This is a genomic window from Micromonospora sp. 050-3 (assembly GCF_046549335.1).
Lineage (GTDB): Bacteria > Actinomycetota > Actinomycetes > Mycobacteriales > Micromonosporaceae > Micromonospora > Micromonospora trifolii.
This window is the reverse complement of sequence record NZ_JAJPVX010000002.1, coordinates 576081-595796: the sequence shown is the minus strand read 5'-3', so window position 1 is coordinate 595796 and position 19716 is coordinate 576081. Positions and strand designations below refer to the sequence as shown.

18 protein-coding genes and 1 pseudogene are annotated in these 19716 nt (G+C 70.3%); all 19 read right to left on the bottom strand.

What is annotated here, in order from left to right:
* Window position 1: 1 nt before the first annotated feature.
* On the bottom strand, window positions 2-1354 hold the full coding sequence (gene nuoH, locus ACLJOK_RS17785) for an NADH-quinone oxidoreductase subunit NuoH (protein WP_410819915.1): 1353 nt from the start codon (window positions 1352-1354) through the stop codon (window positions 2-4).
* Window positions 1351-3858, bottom strand: coding sequence for an NADH-quinone oxidoreductase subunit G (locus ACLJOK_RS17780; RefSeq protein ID WP_410819914.1), 2508 nt, complete (start codon window positions 3856-3858; stop codon window positions 1351-1353). The genes nuoH and ACLJOK_RS17780 overlap by 4 nt, the downstream gene beginning before the upstream one ends.
* Window positions 3858-5174: an NADH-quinone oxidoreductase subunit NuoF gene (gene nuoF, locus ACLJOK_RS17775; protein WP_410819913.1), complete on the bottom strand. Its 1317-nt coding sequence runs from the start codon at window positions 5172-5174 to the stop codon at window positions 3858-3860. The genes ACLJOK_RS17780 and nuoF overlap by 1 nt, the downstream gene beginning before the upstream one ends.
* A complete protein-coding gene (gene nuoE, locus ACLJOK_RS17770) occupies window positions 5171-6229 on the bottom strand; it encodes an NADH-quinone oxidoreductase subunit NuoE (RefSeq protein ID WP_410819912.1) in 1059 nt (352 codons plus the stop codon). The genes nuoF and nuoE overlap by 4 nt, the downstream gene beginning before the upstream one ends.
* Window positions 6226-7551, bottom strand: a complete 1326-nt coding sequence (locus ACLJOK_RS17765; RefSeq protein WP_238679896.1) for an NADH-quinone oxidoreductase subunit D — start codon at window positions 7549-7551, stop codon at window positions 6226-6228. The genes nuoE and ACLJOK_RS17765 overlap by 4 nt, the downstream gene beginning before the upstream one ends.
* A complete protein-coding gene (locus ACLJOK_RS17760; RefSeq protein WP_410819911.1) occupies window positions 7548-8285 on the bottom strand; it encodes an NADH-quinone oxidoreductase subunit C in 738 nt (245 codons plus the stop codon). Before ACLJOK_RS17760 ends, ACLJOK_RS17765 begins: the two co-directional genes overlap by 4 nt.
* Entirely contained in the window at window positions 8282-8959 is a 678-nt protein-coding gene (locus tag ACLJOK_RS17755) for a NuoB/complex I 20 kDa subunit family protein (RefSeq protein WP_124821345.1), read from the bottom strand. Before ACLJOK_RS17755 ends, ACLJOK_RS17760 begins: the two co-directional genes overlap by 4 nt.
* Before the next feature lie 14 nt (window positions 8960-8973).
* Entirely contained in the window at window positions 8974-9339 is a 366-nt protein-coding gene (locus tag ACLJOK_RS17750) for an NADH-quinone oxidoreductase subunit A (RefSeq protein ID WP_007454588.1), read from the bottom strand.
* 135 nt (window positions 9340-9474) lie between these two features.
* On the bottom strand, window positions 9475-10752 hold the full coding sequence (locus ACLJOK_RS17745; protein ID WP_410819910.1) for a geranylgeranyl reductase family protein: 1278 nt from the start codon (window positions 10750-10752) through the stop codon (window positions 9475-9477).
* Window positions 10753-10891: 139 nt separating this feature from the next.
* Window positions 10892-11116 carry a hypothetical protein gene (locus ACLJOK_RS17740; RefSeq protein WP_410819909.1) on the bottom strand — a complete coding sequence of 75 codons (225 nt, stop codon included), beginning with the start codon at window positions 11114-11116 and terminating at the stop codon, window positions 10892-10894.
* Between the two features lie 86 nt (window positions 11117-11202).
* Window positions 11203-11913, bottom strand: coding sequence for a demethylmenaquinone methyltransferase (locus tag ACLJOK_RS17735; protein WP_196920656.1), 711 nt, complete (start codon window positions 11911-11913; stop codon window positions 11203-11205).
* Between the two features lie 814 nt (window positions 11914-12727).
* Window positions 12728-13801 (bottom strand): annotated as a pseudogene (locus ACLJOK_RS17730) (cell wall anchor protein); the annotation flags it as partial.
* A 373-nt stretch (window positions 13802-14174) separates the two neighbouring features.
* On the bottom strand, window positions 14175-15365 hold the full coding sequence (mqnC, locus tag ACLJOK_RS17725; protein ID WP_410819908.1) for a cyclic dehypoxanthinyl futalosine synthase: 1191 nt from the start codon (window positions 15363-15365) through the stop codon (window positions 14175-14177).
* A gap of 210 nt (window positions 15366-15575) precedes the next feature.
* Window positions 15576-16685 carry a 1,2-phenylacetyl-CoA epoxidase subunit PaaE gene (gene paaE, locus ACLJOK_RS17720; RefSeq protein WP_410819907.1) on the bottom strand — a complete coding sequence of 370 codons (1110 nt, stop codon included), beginning with the start codon at window positions 16683-16685 and terminating at the stop codon, window positions 15576-15578.
* Complete coding sequence (paaD, locus tag ACLJOK_RS17715) at window positions 16682-17212, bottom strand: 1,2-phenylacetyl-CoA epoxidase subunit PaaD (RefSeq protein ID WP_410819906.1); 531 nt, start codon at window positions 17210-17212, stop codon at window positions 16682-16684. Before paaD ends, paaE begins: the two co-directional genes overlap by 4 nt.
* Window positions 17209-17934: a 1,2-phenylacetyl-CoA epoxidase subunit PaaC gene (gene paaC, locus ACLJOK_RS17710; protein WP_410819905.1), complete on the bottom strand. Its 726-nt coding sequence runs from the start codon at window positions 17932-17934 to the stop codon at window positions 17209-17211. The genes paaD and paaC overlap by 4 nt, the downstream gene beginning before the upstream one ends.
* Window positions 17931-18095: a hypothetical protein gene (locus ACLJOK_RS17705; RefSeq protein WP_410819904.1), complete on the bottom strand. Its 165-nt coding sequence runs from the start codon at window positions 18093-18095 to the stop codon at window positions 17931-17933. Before ACLJOK_RS17705 ends, paaC begins: the two co-directional genes overlap by 4 nt.
* Window positions 18092-18412, bottom strand: coding sequence for a 1,2-phenylacetyl-CoA epoxidase subunit PaaB (gene paaB / locus ACLJOK_RS17700; protein WP_372471667.1), 321 nt, complete (start codon window positions 18410-18412; stop codon window positions 18092-18094). Before paaB ends, ACLJOK_RS17705 begins: the two co-directional genes overlap by 4 nt.
* On the bottom strand, window positions 18409-19485 hold the full coding sequence (paaA, locus tag ACLJOK_RS17695) for a 1,2-phenylacetyl-CoA epoxidase subunit PaaA (RefSeq protein ID WP_410819903.1): 1077 nt from the start codon (window positions 19483-19485) through the stop codon (window positions 18409-18411). The genes paaB and paaA overlap by 4 nt, the downstream gene beginning before the upstream one ends.
* Window positions 19486-19716 lie beyond the last annotated feature (231 nt).

Sequence of the window (19716 nt, the reverse complement as noted above, 5' to 3'; positions counted from 1 at the left end):
GTCACACCTCCCTGGAGTCCGAGCCGGCAACGATGTTGGCCGGCTCCCGCTCGGCGACCACGCGCGTGATACGCGGGCTCGGTGGTACCTGAAGATCCATCGGCGGCAGCGGGAAGCTCCCGTGCGGCCGGTTGTCGACCTGTTCCTGCGTCGTCGGCGTCGGCTTCGGCTTCCGGCTGGGCCAGAAGATCGTGGCGATCAGCAGGATGCCGGCCGGTATGCCGACGGCGATCACCTTGCCGCGGGTGTCCCAGTCCTCGATGGAGCGCAGGCCCGACAGGACCAGGATCCAGACCAGGTTGATCGGCAGCAGCACCTTCCAGCCGAGCCGCATGAACTGGTCGTACCGCAGCCGGGGCAGCGTGCCACGCAGCCACACGAAGACGAAGACCAGCGCGATCACCTTGCCGAAGAACCAGAGCATCGGCCACCAACCGGAGTTGGCGCCCTCCCAGATGGTGATCGGCCAGGGTGCTCGCCAACCGCCCAGGAACAACGTGGTGGTGACCGCGGACATGGTCACCATCGCGACGTACTCGCTGAGCATGAAGAGCGCGAACTTCAGCGAGCTGTATTCCGTCATGAAGCCGGCGACCAGCTCGGACTCGGCCTCGGGCAGGTCGAACGGCGCTCGGTTGGTCTCACCCACAGTGGCGATGAAGAAGATGACGAAGCTCGGCAGCAGCAGGATCGCGTACCAGCCCGGCGCCGGGATGGGCTGGCCCCAGATGGTCAGCTGGGTGCCGTCGCCCTGAGCGGCGACGATCCCGCTGGTGCTCATCGTGCCGGCGGTCATGAAGACCGCCACGATGCTGAGCCCCATGGCGACCTCGTAGGAGATCATCTGGGCGCTCGACCGGAGACCGCCCAGCAGCGGGTACGTCGAGCCGGAGGCCCAGCCACCCAGCACGATGCCGTAGACGCCCATCGAGGAGCAGGCGAGCAGCAGCAGCACCGCCACCGGCACATCGGTGACCTGCAACGGCGTGTGGTGACCGAAGATGCTCACCATCGGGCCGAACGGCACCACCGACAGGGCGGTGACCGCGCAGATCACCGAGATGGTCGGGGCGAAGAAGTAGACGACCTTGTCGGCCGCCTTCGGCAGGATGTCCTCCTTGAAGGCCATCTTCAGGCCGTCGGCGAGGGTCTGCAGCAGGCCGAACGGGCCGACCTGGTTGGGGCCGGGCCGCACCTGCATGTAACCGACCACGCGCCGTTCGAACCAGACGCCGAGCAGGGTGGCCAGCAGACCGAAGGCGAACGCGAAGACAATCTTGCCGAGAACCAGCCACCACGGATCCCGGCCGAAGTCGGCAAGTGTGGGGTCCTGGGCCAGGATTGACGGAGTCACTGTGCACCCCCGGAGTTGAGGAGCGGACCCGGGAGACCGGTCTCGTCGGCCGCCACGCGTCCGGCCGGGATGGCCGTACTCGGTGCGGGGACGGAGATCCGGACGACAGCGCCGGACGTCGCCCCGAGGCTGCGCCGCACTGTCGAGCCGGGTGAGTTGGTCGGCAGCCAGACCACGCCGTCCGGCATCTCGGTGAGTTCCGCCGGCAGGGTCAGCGCCCCCCGGTCGGTGCCGACAGTGACCGCGTCACCGTCGACCACACCGAGCGCCTCGGCGGTGCCCTTGCCCAGCCGGACCACCGGCGGGCGGGCGGTCCCGGCAAGGTTCTCGTCGCCCTCGGTCAGGGTGCCGAGGTCCACCAGCTGGTGCCAGGTGGCCAGCACGGCCTCCCCGGCGTTCGGCTGCGGCACCCGGCCCGGCGCGACCGACGGCGCGGCCGGCCGGGACATCCGCGTCGCCGGCAGCGTGCCCAGCTCGCGACGCACGCTCGGCACGTCGGCCGTGCCGAGCCGCACGTCGAGCAGCGCGGCCAGCGCGTCGAGCACGCGACCGTCGGTCATCGCGGCGGTGTTCAGTACCGCCTCGAACGGGCGCAGCCGGCCCTCCCAGTCCAGGAAGCTGCCGGCCTTCTCGGCCACCGGGGCGACCGGCAGCACCACGTTCGCCCGCCGGGTCACCGCGCTGGCGCGCAGCTCAAGGCTGACCAGGAACGGCACCGCGTCCAGGGCGGACTCGGCCAGTCGCGGGTCGGCCAGGTCGGCCGGGTCGACACCGCCGACGACCAGCGCGCCGAGCTGCCCGTTGGCGGCCGCGGCCAGGATGCCGTCGGTGTCCCGGCCGGCCTGGCTCGGGATCACCCCGGCCGGGATGTCCCACGCCTCACCCAGCTCGGCCCGGGCGGCCGGCTCGGTGACCAGGCGTCCACCGGGGAGCAGGTTGGGCAGGCAGCCCGCGTCGACAGCGCCGCGGTCACCCGCGCGCCGCGGCACCCAGGCCAGCTTCGCGCCGGTACGCCGGGCCACGTCCGCCGCGGCGGAGAGCCCACCCGGCACGCTGGCCAGACGCTCACCGACGATCAGGATCGCGCCCGGTGCGCTCAGCGCCTCGCTGACAGTGGCGTGCTCGGCGAGCACGCTGGCCTCCTCGCCCGGCACGACCCGGGCCAGCTTGGCACCGAGCTTCTCCAGGCCGCGGGTGGCGAAGGGCGCCAGCGCGTACACCGTCAGGGTCTTCTTCAGGTACGCCTTGCGCAGCCGCAGGAAGAGGATCGGGCACTCCTCCTCGGGCTCCAGGCCGACCAGCACCACCGCCGGCGCGTTCTCCACGTCGGTGTAGGTGACGTCGGTGACCCCGGCGACCGAGCTGGCCAGGAAGTCGGCCTCCTCGCGGGAGACCGGCCGGGCCCGGAAGTCGATGTCGTTGGTGTTCAACGCGACCCGGGCGAACTTGGCGTACGCGTACGCGTCCTCGACGGTCAGCCGGCCGCCGGTGAGTACCGCAGTGCCCTGCCCGCCCTCCCGGGCGATGTGCAGCCCCTCGGCGGCGACGGTGAGCGCCTCGCTCCAGGACGCCTCGCGCAGCTCACCGGTGTGCTCGTCGCGGACCAGCGGAGTGGTGAGCCGGTCGGCGGCCCGGGTGTACTGGAAGCCCCAGCGGCCCTTGTCGCAGTTCCACTCCTCGTTGACCTGTGGCTCGTCGCCGGCCAGCCGGCGCAGCACCTTGCCGCGCCGCCAGTCGGTGCGCTGCCCGCAGCCGGCCGAGCAGTGCTCGCAGACGCTCGGGCTGGAGACCAGGTCGAACGGGCGGGCGCGGAAGCGGTACTGGGCACCCGTCAGCGCACCCACCGGGCAGATCTGCACGGTGTTGCCGGAGAAGTAGGAGTTGAACGGGACATCCCCGGCGTCGCCCTCTTCGCCGTACGCGTCGTCCCGGTAGATGTTGATTTCCTCGGCGGACGACCGGCCCATCAGGTCGATGAACTTGTCGCCGGCGATCTCCTCGGAGAACCGGGTGCACCGCTGGCAGAGCACGCACCGCTCGCGGTCCAGCAGCACCTGGCTGCTGATCGCCATCGGCTTCTCGTACTCCCGCTTGTGCTCGTGGAAGCGCGAGTCTGTGCGGCCGGTGGACATCGCCTGGTTCTGGAGCGGGCACTCGCCGCCCTTGTCACACATCGGGCAGTCCAGCGGGTGGTTGAGCAGCAGCAGCTCCATCACCCCCTCCTGCGCCTTCTTGGCCACCGGGGAGGTGATCTGGGTACGCACGACCATGCCGTCGGCGACGGCCTGGGTGCAGGAGGCCACCGGCTTGCGCTGGCCCTCCACCTCGACCAGGCACTGCCGGCACGCGCCGGCCGGGGCCAGCAGCGGGTGGTCGCAGAACCGGGGGATCTCGGTGCCCATCTGCTCGGCGACCCGGATCAGCAGCGTCCCCTTGGGGGCGGTGACCTCGACGCCGTCGATGGTGAGGGTGACGGTCTCGGTCTGCTTGGCTACGTCGGTCATCAGTGCGCCCCTACCAGGGTCTTCTCCGACAGCTTGGGTGCGGTCCGACCCTCGATGTAGTCGAGGTAGTCCTGCTTGAAGTACTGCAGCGAGGAGGTCACCGAGCTGGTCGCGCCGTCACCCAGACCGCAGAACGAGCGGCCGAGGATGTTGTCGCAGGTGTCCAGCAGGGTGTCCAGGTCTTCGTGGGTGCCCTGACCGGCGAGGATCCGCCGGTAGACCCGGACCATCCAGTAGTTGCCCTCACGGCACGGGGTGCACTTGCCGCACGACTCGTGGTGGTAGAACTCCAGCCACCGGTACGTCGCGTAGACCGGGCAGTCCTGGTCGGAGAAGATCTGGGTGGCCGTGGTGCCAAGGATCGAGCCGGCCGCCGCCACCCCCTCGAAGTCCAGTGGCACGTCCAGGTGCTCGGCGGCGAGCAGCGGGGTGGACGAGCCGCCCGGGGTCCAGAACCGCAGGTTGTGACCGGGCTGCATGCCACCGGCCAGCTCCAGCAGCTCGCGCAGCGTGACACCCATCGAGCACTCGTACTGGCCCGGGTTGACGACCCGGCCGGAGAGCGAGTAGATCATCGGCCCGGAGGACTTCTCGGTGCCCATGCTCTTCCACCAGTCGGCCCCACCGAGCACGATCGGCGGCACGCTGGCGATGGTGCCGACGTTGTTCACCACCGTCGGGCTCGCGTACAGGCCGTGGGTGGCCGGGAACGGCGGGCGCAGCCGGGGCTGACCCCGGAACCCCTCCAGCGAGTCCAGCAGCGCCGTCTCCTCGCCGCAGATGTATGCCCCGGCGCCGGAGTGCACCACCAGCTCCAGGTCGTAGCCGCTGCGCAGGATGTTCCGGCCCAGGTAACCCTTGTCGTACGCCTCCTGGACCGCGTTGCGCAGCCGACGCGCGGCGTGCACCGCCTCGCCCCGGATGTAGATGTAGGCGCGGGCGGCCCGGATCGCGTACGACGCGATGATGACGCCCTCGACCAGCGCGTGCGGGTCGTGGGTCATCAGCGGCAGGTCCTTGCAGGTGCCCGGCTCGCCCTCGTCGGCGTTGACCACCAGGTAGTGCGGCTTGCCGTCGCCCTGCGGGATGAAGCCCCACTTGAGGCCGGTGGGGAAGCCGGCGCCGCCCCGGCCGCGCAGCCCGGAGTCCTTGATCAGCTGGATCAGGTCGTCCGGGTGGGCCTTGAGCGCCTTGCGCAGCGCGGCGTAGCCGTCCAGCTGCTCGTACGTGCCGATGCGCCAGGCGTCCGGCGACAGCCAGCGCTTGGTCAGCACCGGCGTCAGCTTCGCCACGGTCTCCGGGCGGGGAGTGGTCACTTCTGGGCCCCCGTTTCGTTCGCGTCCGCCGGTCCGGCGCCGTCGGCGTCCGTGCCTGCCTTCGCTTCGGTGAGGTTGCGCTCCTGCGCCCCGGCCTCGTCGCCGGCGGGCTTGCCGTCGCTGGCCGGCGGGTTGGCAGCCACGCCGGCGGCCTCGGCCGACCGCGCGTCGCCAGCCTCGGGCGCGGTGCCGGTGCCGTCCGTCGGGACCTTGGTGGCGGCCCCCGGCAACGCCTGCTCGGCGACCCCGGCCGCCCCCGTCGGGGCGGACGCCCCGTCGCCACCCTTGACCGGCGCCGCGCTGGCCTCGACGGGCGCCGGCTTGGCGGCCTCCGCCTTCGCCTTCGCCTCGGCGGCGGCCTTGTCGGCTTCGGCCTTGCTGCGGATCGGGGTGTTCGGGTCGAAGCCCGGCACCGAGACGCCGTGCTGCTGGGCCAGCCGCAGCCCGCGCAGGGTGGGCTCGCCCGGCCCGCCGTCGGCGACCGCGCCGTCGCGCTCGTCGGCGAAACCGGCGAGCTGCACCGCCATTTCCTTGAGGGTGCAGAGCCGGGCGCCCCGGGTCGGCATCGGCCGGCCGCCGGCGCGCAGCTCGTCGACCACACCGACAGCTGTGGAGGCATCCACGCCGTCGAAGAAGTCGTAGTTGACGGTCATCACCGGGCCGTAGTCGCACGCCGCCAGGCACTCGGCGTGCTCCAGCGTGATCGTGCCGTCCGCTGTGGTCTCGTCGTGCCCGACGCCCAGGTGCTCGGCGAGGGTGTCGTAGACCTCCTGGCCACCGAGCACATTGCACATCGTGTTGGTGCAGACGCTGACCAGGAAGTCACCGGTCGGCTTGCGCTTGTACATCGTGTAGAAGGTGGCCACCGCGCCGACCTGGGCCTTGTTCAGCCCCAGCACCTCGGCGCAGAACGTGACCCCGGCCGGGGAGACGTACCCCTCCTCGGCCTGCACCAGGTGCAGCAGCGGCAGCAACGCCGAGCGGGACCGGTCCGCCGGGTAACGGGCGATGATCTCGCGCGCCCGCTCCCGGGTCTCGTCAGTGAAAACACTCATCGGTCACAACCACCCATCACCGGGTCCAACGAGGCGCCGCCGGCGATCACGTCGGCGATCAGACCGCCCTCGGCCATCGCCGGGAGGGCCTGGAGGTTGACGAAGCTCGGCTCCCGGTAGTGCACCCGGTAGGGCCGGGTGCCACCGTCGGAGACCGCGTGGACGCCCAGCTCGCCGCGGGGCGCCTCGATGGCGACATACACCTGGCCGGGCGGGACCCGGAAGCCCTCGGTCACCAGCTTGAAGTGGTGGATCAGCGACTCCATCGACTGACCCATGATCTTCGCGACGTGCTCCAGCGAGTTGCCCATGCCGTCCACGCCGATGGCGAGCTGCGCCGGCCAGGCGATCTTGCGGTCGGCGACCATCACCGGGCCCGGACGGAGCCGGTCCAGTGCCTGCTCGACAAGCTTCATCGACTCCCGGATCTCGGCGAGCCGGACCTGGTAGCGACCCCACACGTCACCGTCGGGGTGGGTCGGCACGTCGAACTCGTACGTCTCGTAGCCGCAGTACGGCATGGTCTTGCGCAGGTCCCAGGCGAGGCCGGCGGAGCGCAGCACCGGGCCGGTGATGCCGAGCGCCACGCAGCCGGTGACGTCCAGCACCGCGACGTTCTTCGTCCGCTCGGTCCAGATCGGCTGGCCGGAGAGGAGGTCCTCGTACTCCTTGAGCTTCTTCGGCATCATCTTGAGGAACTCACGGATCTTGACGATCGCGTCGTCCGGCACGTCCTGTGCCACACCGCCCGGCCGCACGTACGCGTGGTTCATCCGCAGGCCGGTGATGGTCTCGAAGATGTCGAGGATGTACTCCCGCTCGCGGAAGCCGTACAGCATGATCGAGATCGCGCCCAGCTCCATGCCGGTGGTGGCCAACCAGACCAGGTGCGACGAGATCCGGTTGAGCTCCATCATCAGCACGCGGATCGTGGTGGCCCGCTCGGTGATGTCGTCGGTGATGCCAAGCAGCTTCTCGACAGCGAGGGCGTACGCCGTCTCGTTGAAGATCGGGGCGAGGTAGTCCATCCGGGTCACGAACGTGGAGCCCTGGACCCAGTTGCGGTATTCGAGGTTCTTCTCGATGCCGGTGTGAAGGTAGCCGATGACCGAGCGGGCCTCGCGGACCGTCTCGCCCTCCAGCTCCAGGATCAGCCGCAGCACCCCGTGCGTGGACGGGTGCTGCGGACCCATGTTGACCACGATCCGCTCGTCGTTGATCGGGTCGGTGCCCGCGACGATCGTGTCCCAGTCCCCACCGGTGACGGTGAAGACCCGGCCCTCGTCGGTTTCGCGCTCGCTGGCGTAGTTCGACGTCGTCACTGGTACGACCTCCGCTCGTTCGGCGGCTGGATCTCCGCACCCTTGTACTCGACGGGGACGCCGCCGAGCGGGTAGTCCTTGCGCTGCGGGTGGCCCTCCCAGTCGTCCGGCATGAGGATCCGGGTCAGGTTGGGGTGGCCGTCGAAGACGATGCCGAACATGTCGTACGCCTCGCGCTCCTGCCAGTCCGCCGTCGGGTAGATGGCGGTCACGCTGGGCAGGTGCGGGGCTTCGACGGAGACCGCGGCCTCCAGCCGGACCCGCCGCCGGTACGTCATCGAGGTGAGCAGGTAGACCACGTGCAGCCGGCGCTCGTCGGCGCCCAGGTAGTCCGCACCGGACACCGAGGAGCACAGCTCGAACCGCAGCGCCAGGTCGTCCCGCATCACCTGGCAGACCTCGGCGATCCGCTCCGGGCGTACGTGCAGGGTCAGCTCACCCCGGTCGACAACTACCTTCTCGATCGCGTCGTTGAAGGCCGGGTACGCCTCCTCCAGCGCGTCGCGGACCTCGTCGAAGTAGCCCCCGTACGGCCGGGACGCCTCCTCGATGGGCTGGCGCTGGCGGACCAGGCCGCCGTAGCCGGACACGTCGCCGGTGCCCTGGTTGCCGAACATCCCGCGACCGGCCGGGCTGGCCGGCGGGAACTCGGCGGGGGCACCAGTGGTGGCGCCGGCCGGCACCACCGGCAGCGGCACTCCGCCGTCGTTTGGCTTGTCCGTGGGTGACGTCATTTCGGGCCTGCCTGCGGGTGGAGGTGGTTCTGAGCGTTCATCCAGTTCTCGATGCGCAGCTGCTCCTCGCGGCCCTCGCGGACCGCCCGGGTCCACTCGGCGCGCCGGGCCTTGTCGCTGCGGTACGACGAGGGCATCGAGCCGTAGGGCACGATCGGAACGTCACCGCGCTCCTGGCGGGCCGCCAGCATCTTGCGGCCGTTCGGGCCCAGCGGCTCATACATGATCTTCTCGCGGAGCTTGAGGATCGCGTCGATGAGCATCTCTGGCCGGGGCGGGCAGCCGGGCAGGTACATGTCGACCGGCACCACGTGGTCGACGCCCTGCACGATCGCGTAGTTGTTGAACATGCCGCCGCTGCTGGCACAGACGCCCATCGAGAGCACCCAGCGCGGCTCGGCCATCTGGTCGTAGATCTGGCGCAGCACCGGGGCCATCTTCTGACTCACCCGGCCGGCCACGATCATCAGGTCGGCCTGCCGGGGCGACGCCCGGAAGACCTCCATGCCCCAGCGGCCCATGTCGTAGTGCGGACCACCGGCGGCCATCATCTCGATGGCGCAGCAGGCCAGGCCGAAGGTGGCGCCCCACACGGACGACTTCCGAGACCAGTTGACCAGCTTCTCCACCGAGGTGAGCAGGACGCCGGCGGGAAGCTTCTCCTCGATGCCCATCTGACGTTCCTTCCTCAGTCCCAGTCCAGGCCGCCGCGCCGCCACACGTAGGCGTACGCAACGAAGACCGCGACGATGAACAGGACCATCTCCACGAAGCCGAAGATCGGCAGAGCGTCGAACGAGACCGCCCAGGGGTAGAGGAAGATGATCTCGATGTCGAAGACGATGAAGAGCATCGCCGTCAGGTAGAACTTGATCGGGAACCGCCCGCCGCCGACCGGCTGCGGGCTGGGCTCGATGCCGCACTCGTAAGCCTCGAGTTTGGCCTTGTTGTAGCGACGGGGACCGGCGAAGCGGGCGGCGCCAACGGAAAACAGCGAGAACGCCGCGGCGAGGGCGAACAGCCCGATGATCGGTGCGTAAGGCGAGAGCGACATCGTTTTCTCCTGCTCGTCCTTCCCTGCCCTCGGTGCTTGACGAAAATCACACTATTCACGTCCCTCGCAGTGGCAGTCGGCGGGGGTCGATCTTTGTCAGCGTCGGGGCCGTGACCAGCGCCGATGCCGTCCTACTTATACGGCTGGGGCGGCCTTCGTCATCGCGTTGATGACCCGATCCATCGCGTCCCCGCCGCGCGGGTCGGTCAGGTTGGCCAACAGCTTGAGCACGAAACGCATCAGCGTCGGGTGCGGCATGCCGTGTTTGGTGGCGATCCGCATGATCTCGGGGCGGCCGATCAGTTTCACGAAGATGCCGCCCAACCGGTAGTAACCACCGAGCCGGGCCTTCAGTTCGTTCGGGTACGCCAGCAGAGCGCGCTCCCGTTCCGGGCCGGCCGGCCGGGCGAGGGCCTGGACCATGACCTCGGCGGCCAGCTCGCCGGACTCCATCGCGTACGCGATGCCCTCACCGTTGAACGGGTTGACCATGCCGCCCGAGTCGCCGACCAGCAGCACGCCCCGGGTGTAGTGGGGCACCCGGTTGAAGCCCATCGGCAGCGCGGCACCGAGGATCGGGCCGTCGGCGTTGGTCTCGTCGGTCATCCCCCACTCTTCCGGGGTGTTGGCGAGCCAGTCGGTGAGCAGCCGGCGGTAGTTGGTCTTGCCGAACGCCGAGGACGAGTTGAGCACGCCGAGCCCGACGTTCACCCGTCCGTCACCGAGGCCGAAGATCCAGCCGTACCCGGGCAGCAGGTTGTCGCCGCTGTCCTTGCTGCGTAGCTCCAGCCAGGACTCCAGGTAGTTGTCCTCGTGCTTGGCCGGCGAGTTGTAGTAGCGGCGGACGGCCACACCGATCGGCCGGTCCTCCCGCTTGGCCAGCCCGAGCGCGAGCGGGAACCGGCCGGAGACGCCGTCCGCCGCGACGACCAGCGGGGCGTGGAAGGTGGTGGGCTCCTTGCCCGGCCCGACCTCCGCCTCGACTCCGGTGACGCGGCCGTCGCCGTCGAGCACCGGGCCCAGCACGTTGACGCTGGTCCGCAGCTTCGCGCCGGCGGCCACCGCCCGCTGGGCGAGCAGGTCGTCGAAGTCCAGACGCGTACGCACCAGACCGTAGTTGGGGAAGCTCGCCAGCTCCGGCCAGTCCAGTTCGAGGCGCACCCCGCCGCCGATGACCCGCAGGCCGCGGTTGTGCAGCCAGCCCGCCTCGGGCGAGGTGTCCACACCCATCCGGATGAGCTGGCGCACCGCGCGTGGGGTCAACCCGTCGCCGCAGACCTTCTCCCGGGGGAACTCGGTCTTCTCCAACAACAGCACCCGTACGCCGTGCCGGGCCAGGTGGTACGCAGTCGCTGATCCACCGGGACCGGCGCCCACGACAATGACGTCGGCGTCATGTTCAACCGCGGTCATTCGCGCCTCCTCCCGCACGCTCGTGAAATCCTTCACAAGCCAGACGGGACGAGTGTATGACCGGCGTCATACCAGCGCAGGATCAGGGGTACCTAACTCGCCGATGTGACAGCTCACCACCGTCCACAGCAGTCAGGTGTCAGGCCGGGCTGGCGGCGTCCAGGCCCGCGTCGACCCGAATTGTCTCCGGTAGATGCTCGCGGAGCGCCCCGCCCGCCGCCCGGTCCAGTGCCGCCAACACCTCGGCGACCACCTGCCGGACCTCCACCGGGTCGGCCCCGGCCAACTCGCGCAACTGGGCGATGAGTTCGGCCGCGTCGTCGTCGGTGGCGGCCACCGGGTCCGCCGGGTCTGCTCCGGTCATGCGATCGAGCGTACCGGGCAAAGTGGACTAAAGTCCGATATTAACGAAACCTGAATAATGTCCGTACCGGCTGATGTGGCCGTCCGCTACTCGCGGATTCCCCGGTGCAGGGCCACCACACCACCGGTCAGGTTGCGCCACGCCACGCGCCCCCACCCGGCCGCGGCCACCCGGCCGGCCAGCGCGGACTGCGCCGGCCAGGCCCGGACCGACTCGGCGAGATAGACGTACGCCTCGGGGTTGCTCGACACCGTGCGGGCCACCGCCGGCAGCGACCGCATCAGGTACGACAGGTAGACAGTCCGGAAGACCGGGTTGACCGGGGTGCTGAACTCGCAGACCACCAGCCGGCCGCCCGGCCGGGTCACCCGGGCCAGCTCACGCAGCGCCGCGTCGGTGTCGTTGACGTTGCGCAGCGCGAAGGAGATGGTCACCGCGTCGAAGCTGGCGTCAGCGAACGGCAACCGCAGCGCGTCTCCGGCCAGCAGCGGCACCTCGGGCCGGGCCCGCTTGCCGGTGTGCAGCATGCCCAGCGACAGGTCGACCCCGACCGCGTACGCCCCGGACTGGGCCAGCTCGCGCGTCGAGACGCCGGTGCCCGCCCCCACGTCCAGCACCCGCTCGCCCGGCCGCAGCCCGAGCGCCGCCCGGGTGGCCCGCCGCCAGGAGCGGTCCTGGCCCAGCGAGATCACCGTGTTGGTCAGGTCGTAACGCTCTGCCACACCGTCGAACATCGCGGCGACCTCGTGCGGCTGCTTGTCCAGACTGGCGCGCTGGCCCTGCGGGGTACGGCTCACCCCTCCACTCTGCCAGCCGCCCGCCAACCGACGTTCGCTGGGTGGGGGGCGGCACGCACCTCCGTACGCGAAAGGGCGGGGTGGTCGCCCACCCCACCCTCGCATCGTGCCCGCGTCCATGACACCTCGGTCAGGACGCCCGTCGCCATCGCACCCGTCGCGGTCGCGCCGCTCGTGCGCGCCGCTGGTCAGGACACCGGTGTCAGTCGGTCGACTTCTCGTCGGTCGGCGAGACCAGGACCACCTTGCGGCGACGGGTGAGCACCAGCAGCGCCCCGCCCACCAGCAGGATGATCACACCAATGCCGCCGATCAGGCCGACCTGCACACCGGTCACCGGCAGGCCGCCACCTCCCGAGCCGCCACCGGTGGCGCCACCACCGGCACCCGGCGAGACCGTCGCGCCCGGCGTCGTCGTACCGCTCGGGATCGGCGTCGGAGTGGCAGTCGCGGTCGCGGTCGGGGTGAATGTCGCGGTCGGCGTGACAGTCGGCGTCGGCGTCGCCGTCGCGGTCGGCGTCGCGGTCGGGGTGACCGTCGGCGTCGGGGTCGGCGTGGCCGTCGGCGTCGGGGTCGGCGACTCAGTCGGGGTGACCGTCGGCGTCGGGGTCGGCGTCTTCGTCGGGGTCGGCGTCTCCGTCGGAGTGGCCGTCGGCGTCGGGCTCGGCGTCTCAGTCGGGGTGACCGTCGGCGTCGGGGTGACCGTCGGCGTCGGGGTCGGCGTCTCCGTCGGCGTTGGCGTCTCCGTCGGGGTCGGCGTTGGGCTCGGCGAATCGGTTGGGGTGACCGTCGGCGTCGGGGTCGGTGATTCGGTCGGAGTGACCGTCGGGGTCGGCGTGGGCGATTCCGTCGGCGTGGGCGTCGGCGTGGGCGTGGGCGTCGGCGTGGGCGTCGGCGTCGGGTCGACGGCCAGGTCGACGAAGACGTCGTAGATCGCCTGGTTGTCACCCTCGTCGATCTCGGTGAAGGCCTTCCGCTGAGCGGCGCTGGCCCGCCGTGGCTGCTCCTCGGGCTTGCCGGCTGCCGCGTCCAGACCGTGTGCCACCAGCTCGCCGACCCGCAGCACCGGCTCGGTGACGTCCTTGCCGACTGTCACCTTGATGTCCGCCGTGTAGTAGTCACCGGGCCGGATGACAGCGCCGTCGTCCTGACAGAGCGCCTGAGCGACGCCGAAGGTCTGCGTGGTGCACGTGTCCGGCAGGGTGTCGAAGGTGACGCCCGCCGGGAGGGTGAGCACGTAGGCGAGGCCGGTGGCCTTGCGGCTGCCGTCGTTGTAGACCGCCCAGTCGACCGGCACCGTCTCGCCCGGCCGCACCGGCCGCAGGTCGGGGTCGTCTCCGTTGACGCCGTTCACCACGACGTTCGCGTTGACGTCCTGCACCCAACTGGTCAGGTCGTAATCGGGCTCGGTGACGGTGATGTCGTGCTCGACCTTGTTGTCTTCCTCGTTGGGGTCCTCGGTGGCCGAGCGGATGGTGACCACCAGAGTGCCGGCGGCGCCCTCGCCACCGGTGGAGAAGATCGGGATACCGAAGTCCTCGCTGGTGCCGGCGGCCAGGTCGCCGAGTCGGCAGGTGAACTTCTTGCCGTTCACCCGGCAGCCGTCGGGCACCACGACCCGGACCTTGTTCGTCTTCAGCCTGCTGGTGTCCACTGTGTAACTGACACCCTTGGCGTCTTCCTTGCTCCGGGTGTTGTCGACAGTGAACTTGAACGGCTTGCTCTTGGCCTCCGTCACACCCTTGGCCAGGTTGTAGCTGAGCGGCACCAGGGCCAGGTCGGCCTCCTCGGCCGCCAGCACTGGGGCGGCCACGGCGGCGATGCCGCCGGCCGCGAGCAGCGCCACGACACTGGCGCGCACCAGCGTCGAGCGGTGGAACGCCGTCATCAGTCCCCCGGGGGAAGGGAAGAAGAATGGTTGCGGAACGAGCGGACGCTAGCGGAGGCCGATCTTCCACGCCAGCAGGCGGAGCCGTTTTCATCCGTCCAGCCCGAGCTGCGCAGACAGTACGGGCGGGATGGTCACCCATCCCGCCCGTACTGCCGTGCGTTATATGAACGACCCGCAGCGGGCCGATGGAGGACAGCCCCGTCGGTCGACGGTGGTGACGAATATGAGCCGGGACGCTAGCCGCCGACGATCATCTCCACCAGCCCCGCACCGGACAGGCTGACGCTGCGGCGGCGGGGACCACCCGTACCGCCGGGGTGATCCGGCGGGAGCATGAGCGTCGATCAGCCGAACGGCCGGGTGTCGACAGTCAGCTGACGTCCACCAGCGGCAGGGACTTCCCCGCGCCGCCGCCGGGAAGCGCGATCGAGGAGAAGTGCGAGACCACCCGCTCGTCGGTCGGGTCGTCGGCCGGCGTGTCGTGCACGGCGAGCCGGTTGTAGAGGGTGTCGCGCTGCGCGGGGATCCGGTCCGCCGAGCGGATCATGCCGATCAGCTCGTGCAGGTTGGAGCGGTGCCGGGCACCGGCGGAGGAGATGACGTTCTCCTCCAGCATGATCGAGCCGAGGTCGTCCACGCCCATGTGCAACGAGAGCTGCCCGACGTCCTTGCCGGTGGTCAACCAGGACGCCTGGAGGTGCGGCACCGTCTCGAAGAAGAGGCGGGCCACAGCGACCAGACGCAGGTATTCCAGCGTGGTCGCCTGGGTGCGGCCCTTCAGGTGGTTGTTCTCCGGCTGGTACGTCCACGGGATGAACGACCGGAAACCGCGGGTGCGGTCCTGCACGTCGCGGATCATGCGCAGGTGCTCGATCCGCTCGGCGTGCGTCTCGCCGGTGCCCATCATCATGGTGGCGGTCGACTCGATGCCCTGCCGGTGGGCCAGCTCCATGACCTCCAGCCAGCGCTCGCCCGACTCCTTCAGGGGCGCGATGGCCTTGCGGGGCCGCTCGGGCAGCATCTCCGCGCCGGCGCCGGCGATCGAGTCCAGACCGGCGGTCTTGATCCGGGCGATGGCCTCGTCCAGGCTCACCCCGGAGACCTTGGCCATGTGCAGGATCTCGCTGGGGCCGATCGAGTGGATGACCAGCTGCGGGTACGCCTGCTTGACCGAGGAGAACAGCTCCTCGTAGTACTCCACGCCGTAGTCCGGGTGGTGCCCGCCCTGGAGCATCACCTGGGTGGCGCCCAGCTCGACCGCCTCGCCGCACCGGCGCAGGATCTCCTCGGTCGGGTGGGTCCACCCTTCCTTGTGCTTGGGCGCCCGGTAGAACGCGCAGAACTTGCACGCCGTCACGCAGACGTTCGTGTAGTTGATGTTGCGGTCGATCAGGTAGGTGACGACGTTGTCCGGGTAGCGTCGCCGACGCACCGCGTCCGCCGCCTCGCCCAACGCGTGGAAGGGCGCCTCGGTGTAGAGCAGCAGCGCCTCCTCGGGCGTGATCCGCCCGCCGTCCGCGCCGCGCTGCAGGATGTCGTCGATCTCCCGGCTCACCGTCACACCCCGAGCCTACGCCGGTCACGCGCCTCGGCCCTGAGGGGTGCTTAAGGCTGTGATTCGCTCCGCACACGGCTGGATCGCGCTGAAGGCAGCGCCGAACGGGGCCACCCCCCTGCCTCTCCGCGATCTTGCATTTGCTGTCGCGACACACGGGGCATACCGTGCATATCGACGACCGAAACTGCACGATCGGGGCGGACGGGCGGACGGTCAGGCGTCGTAGTCGACAGTGAGCTTGTCGGTGGTCGGGCTGGACTGGCAGGTCAGCACGTAGCCGGCCGCCAGCTCGTCGGGCTCCAACGCGTAGTTGCGGGCCATCGTGACAGCGCCGTCGACGACCTTCGCCTTGCAGGTCGAACAGACGCCACCCTTGCAGGCGTACGGCAGCTCGCCCCGCACCTTCAGCGCGGCGTCCAGCACCCGGTCCTCGCGACCCATCGTGAAGCTCGACGACCGGCCGTCCAGCACGATTGTCACCTCGGCCCCGGCGCCCGCCTGATCGACGGGTCGGCGCACCGGCTCCGGCGGCGTGTCGACGTGGAACAGCTCGGTGTGCACCGCCGACTCGGGCAGCCCGCGTGCGGTCAGCACGTCCCGGACGTCGACCACCATGTCGTACGGGCCGCAGAGGAACCACTCCTCGATCAGGTCGCCCGGCACGATGGTGCCCAACAACCGGCCCAGCCGCTCGGTGTCGATCCGACCGGAGAGCAGCGGCGACTCGCCCTGTTCCCGGGAGAGGACGTGCACCAGGTGCAGCCGGGTGGGGTGGCGGTCCTTCAGGTCGGCCAACTCCTCGGCGAACATCACGGTGTTCGCCGTGCGGTTGCCGTACACCAGGGTGAAGGTGCTGGCCGGCTCGACGGCCAGGGCGGTCGCGACCAACCCGAGCACCGGGGTGATGCCGGAGCCGGCGACGACAGCGCCGTAGTGCCGCACCCGGTCCGGCGCGAAGGCCGTCGTGAAGGTGCCCAGCGGCGGCAGCACCTCGACCGTGTCGCCGCCGCGCAGCGCCCCACAGGCGAACGCCGAGAAGGCGCCGCCGGGAATCTCCCGCACCCCGATCCGCAACCGGCCGTGCCGGACCAGGTCGTCGGGGGTGGAGCAGATCGAGTACGACCGGCGCACGTCCGCGCCATCCTCGGCAACTCGCCGGACCGTGAGGTGCTGACCGGCGCGGAACGCGAACGTCTCCCGCAGTTCCTCGGGTACGGCGAAGGTCACCGCCACGGAGTCGTCGGTGAGCCGGTCGACGGCGGCGACGGACAACGGGTGGAAGACCGGCCGGCGGCGGACCGGGCGGGTGATGGTGACAGTCACAGCGCCTTCAGGTGGTCGAAGGGTTCGGAGCAGGAACGGCACCGCCACAACGCCTTGCACGCGGTCGAGCCGAACCGGCTGACCTGCTCGGTCTCCGGCGAGCCGCACTGCGGGCAGCGGACCGCGAGCGTCAGCGACACGACGCCGTCGGCGGGCACCGGGGCCGGCGGGGCGATCCCGGCGGCGGCGAGCTTGGCCCGCCCACCCTCGGAGATCCAGTCGGTGCTCCACGGTGGGCTGTAGACGGTCTCGACGTCCGCGTCCGGGTGGCCGGCGGCGGTGAGCGCGCTGCGGATGTCGGCCCGGATCACGTCCATCGCAGGGCAGCCGGTGTAGGTCGGGGTGATGGTGACGGTGACCCGGCCACTGGCCGGATCCTCCTCGACCGCCCGCAGGATGCCCAGCTCGTCGATGGTGATGACCCGGATCTCCGGGTCCACGACGCTAGCGGCGGCCTCCCGCGCGCTCGCCCTGCCGGTGCCGTTCGCGACTGCGGGGCTCCGCTGCGCTGCACTCCTCGCGCTCACCATTTCGCTCCGGGGTGGGCGCGGTGCAGCACCTGCATCTCGGCGAGCAGGTAGGCCAGGTGCTCGGTGTGCACACCGGCCCGCCCACCGGCGGGGGCCCAGGCGCTGTCCGGCTGGGTGAGCGTGGCCTCGGCCAGCACCGGGCCGACGACCTGGTCGAACGCCGGGCGCAGGGTGGCCGGGTCGACCGGCGCCGCCGGGTCCGCGGCGAACAGCTCATGGGCGTACGGCCACACCTGGTCGACGGCCGCCTGCATCCGGCGGTGCGACTCCTCGGTGCCGTCACCGAGCCGCTTCACCCACAGCGCGCCGTGATCCAGGTGGTACGCCGACTCCTTGCGCGCCTTCGCGCCGATCGCGGCCAACCGCTCATCCGCGCAGCCGGCCAGCGCCGTGTACAACGGCAGTTGGTACGCCGCCAGGAAGAGCAGCTTCGCCATCGTCACCGCGAAGTCGTCGTTGGGCAGCTCGACCAGTAGCGCGTTGCGGAACTCGCGGTCGTCTCGCAGGTACGCCAGCGCGTCCTCGTCGCGTCCGGCGCTCTCCAGCTCGCCCGCGTACGACAGCAGCAGGCGCGCCGCGCCGAGCTGGTCGAGGGCGATGTTGGCCAGCGCGATGTCCTCTTCCATCTCCGGCGCGCGGGTGGTCCACTCGGCCAGCCGCTGGGCCGCGATCAACGCGTCGTCGGCGAGAGCGAGGGTGAAGTCGAAGGGGCCGTTCACGCCATCACCTCGCTGCGCTCGGCGGCGGCGCGAAGCGCCACGTTGCTGAGCTGGCTGGTTCGCTCGCTCCGCTCGCTTCCCGCCACCACCTCGCTGCGCTCGGCGGCGGCGCGAAGCGCCCCGCTGCTGAGCTGGCTGGTTCGCTCGCTCCGCTCGCTCACAGGTGGGCCACCCCGTCCGGCACCTCGTAGAAGGTGGGGTGGCGGTAGACCTTGTCGGCGGCCGGGTCGAAGAAGGAGTCCTTCTCGTCAGGGCTGGACGCGGTGATCGCACCGGCCGGCACCACCCAGATCGACACACCCTCCTGGCGGCGGGTGTAGAGGTCGCGGGCGTTGCGCAGGGCAAGCTCGGCGTCGGGGGCGTGCAGGCTGCCGACGTGGGTGTGCGACAGCCCGCGCCGGGCCCGCACGAAGACCTCCCACAAAGGCGAATGACTCGTCATGCCAGGTTGCTCGGCTTGCTCGCTACGCTCGCTCACGCGGCCACCGTCTCCTTCTGTCCCGCCCGCTTCGCGGCGTACGCCGCGGCGGCCTCGCGTACCCAGCTGCCGTCGGCGTGCGCGGCCCGGCGGTGGGCCATCCGCTCCCGGTTACACGGCCCATTGCCGGAGATCACCTGCATCAGCTCGTCATAGTCCGGCTGGGTGTAGTCGTACGCCTGCCGCTCGTCGTTCCAGCGCAGGTCCTCGTCGGGGATGCGCAGCCCCAGGATCTCGGCCTGCTGGACGCACATGTCGACGAAGCGTTGACGCAGGTCATCGTTCGAGAAGCGCTTGATCTTCCAGGCCATCGACTGGGCGGAGTGCGTGGAGTCGCCGTCCGGCGGGCCGAACATGGCCAGCGACGGGTACCACCAGCGGTCCACAGCGTCCTGGGCCATCGCCTGCTGCGCGGGGGTGCCGTGCGCCAGGGTGTGCAGGATCTCGTAGCCCTGCCGCTGGTGGAACGACTCCTCCTTGCAGACCCGGATCATCGCGCGGGCGTACGGGCCGTAGGAGCAGCGGCAGAGCGGCACCTGGTTGACGATCGCCGCGCCGTCCACCAGCCAGCCGATGGCGCCCATGTCGGCCCAGCTCAGGGTGGGGTAGTTGAAGATGGAGCTGTACTTCTGGCGGCCGTCGAGCAGCAGTTGGACCAGCTCGTCGCGGCTGATGCCGAGGGTCTCGGCGGCGGCGTAGAGGTAGAGGCCGTGACCCGCCTCGTCCTGCACCTTGGCCAACAGGATCGCCTTGCGCTTGAGCGACGGCGCCCGACTGATCCAGTTGCCCTCCGGCTGCATGCCGATGATCTCGGAGTGGGCGTGCTGGGCGATCTGCCGGATCAGCGTCCGCCGGTACGCGTCGGGCATCCAGTCGCGGGGCTCGATCTTCTGCTCGGCGTCGACCACCTCGGTGAAGTACGCCGCCAGGTCCTCGTCCGGCGCGGGGCCGCCACGCCGCCCACGCGCCGCCGCTGCCCGCAGTTCGGCCTCGGCGGCCTCGACCTCGCCCAGCAGACCGCCGGGCGCCTCGTCGGGAGCGCCGTTCGGGGCGGAGAAGTCGTTGCCATACATGAGGCTAAGTGTTACAGCTTGCGCCGCGTTGCACCAGGGGGTGTAACAGGAATCCGAGCATCCCATCTGTGAGCGGATGAGTGCTTTGCGCTACCTGAGGGGCGTTATATCGCCGTGACTTAGGCCACGAAACAAAGGTGAATCACTGCAAAAACCTCATACCGGCCCCATATCCCGCCTTTATCGCAGGTTGCCTAGTGTCGAACCCTGGCGGTCTGCCGGTCCGGACGT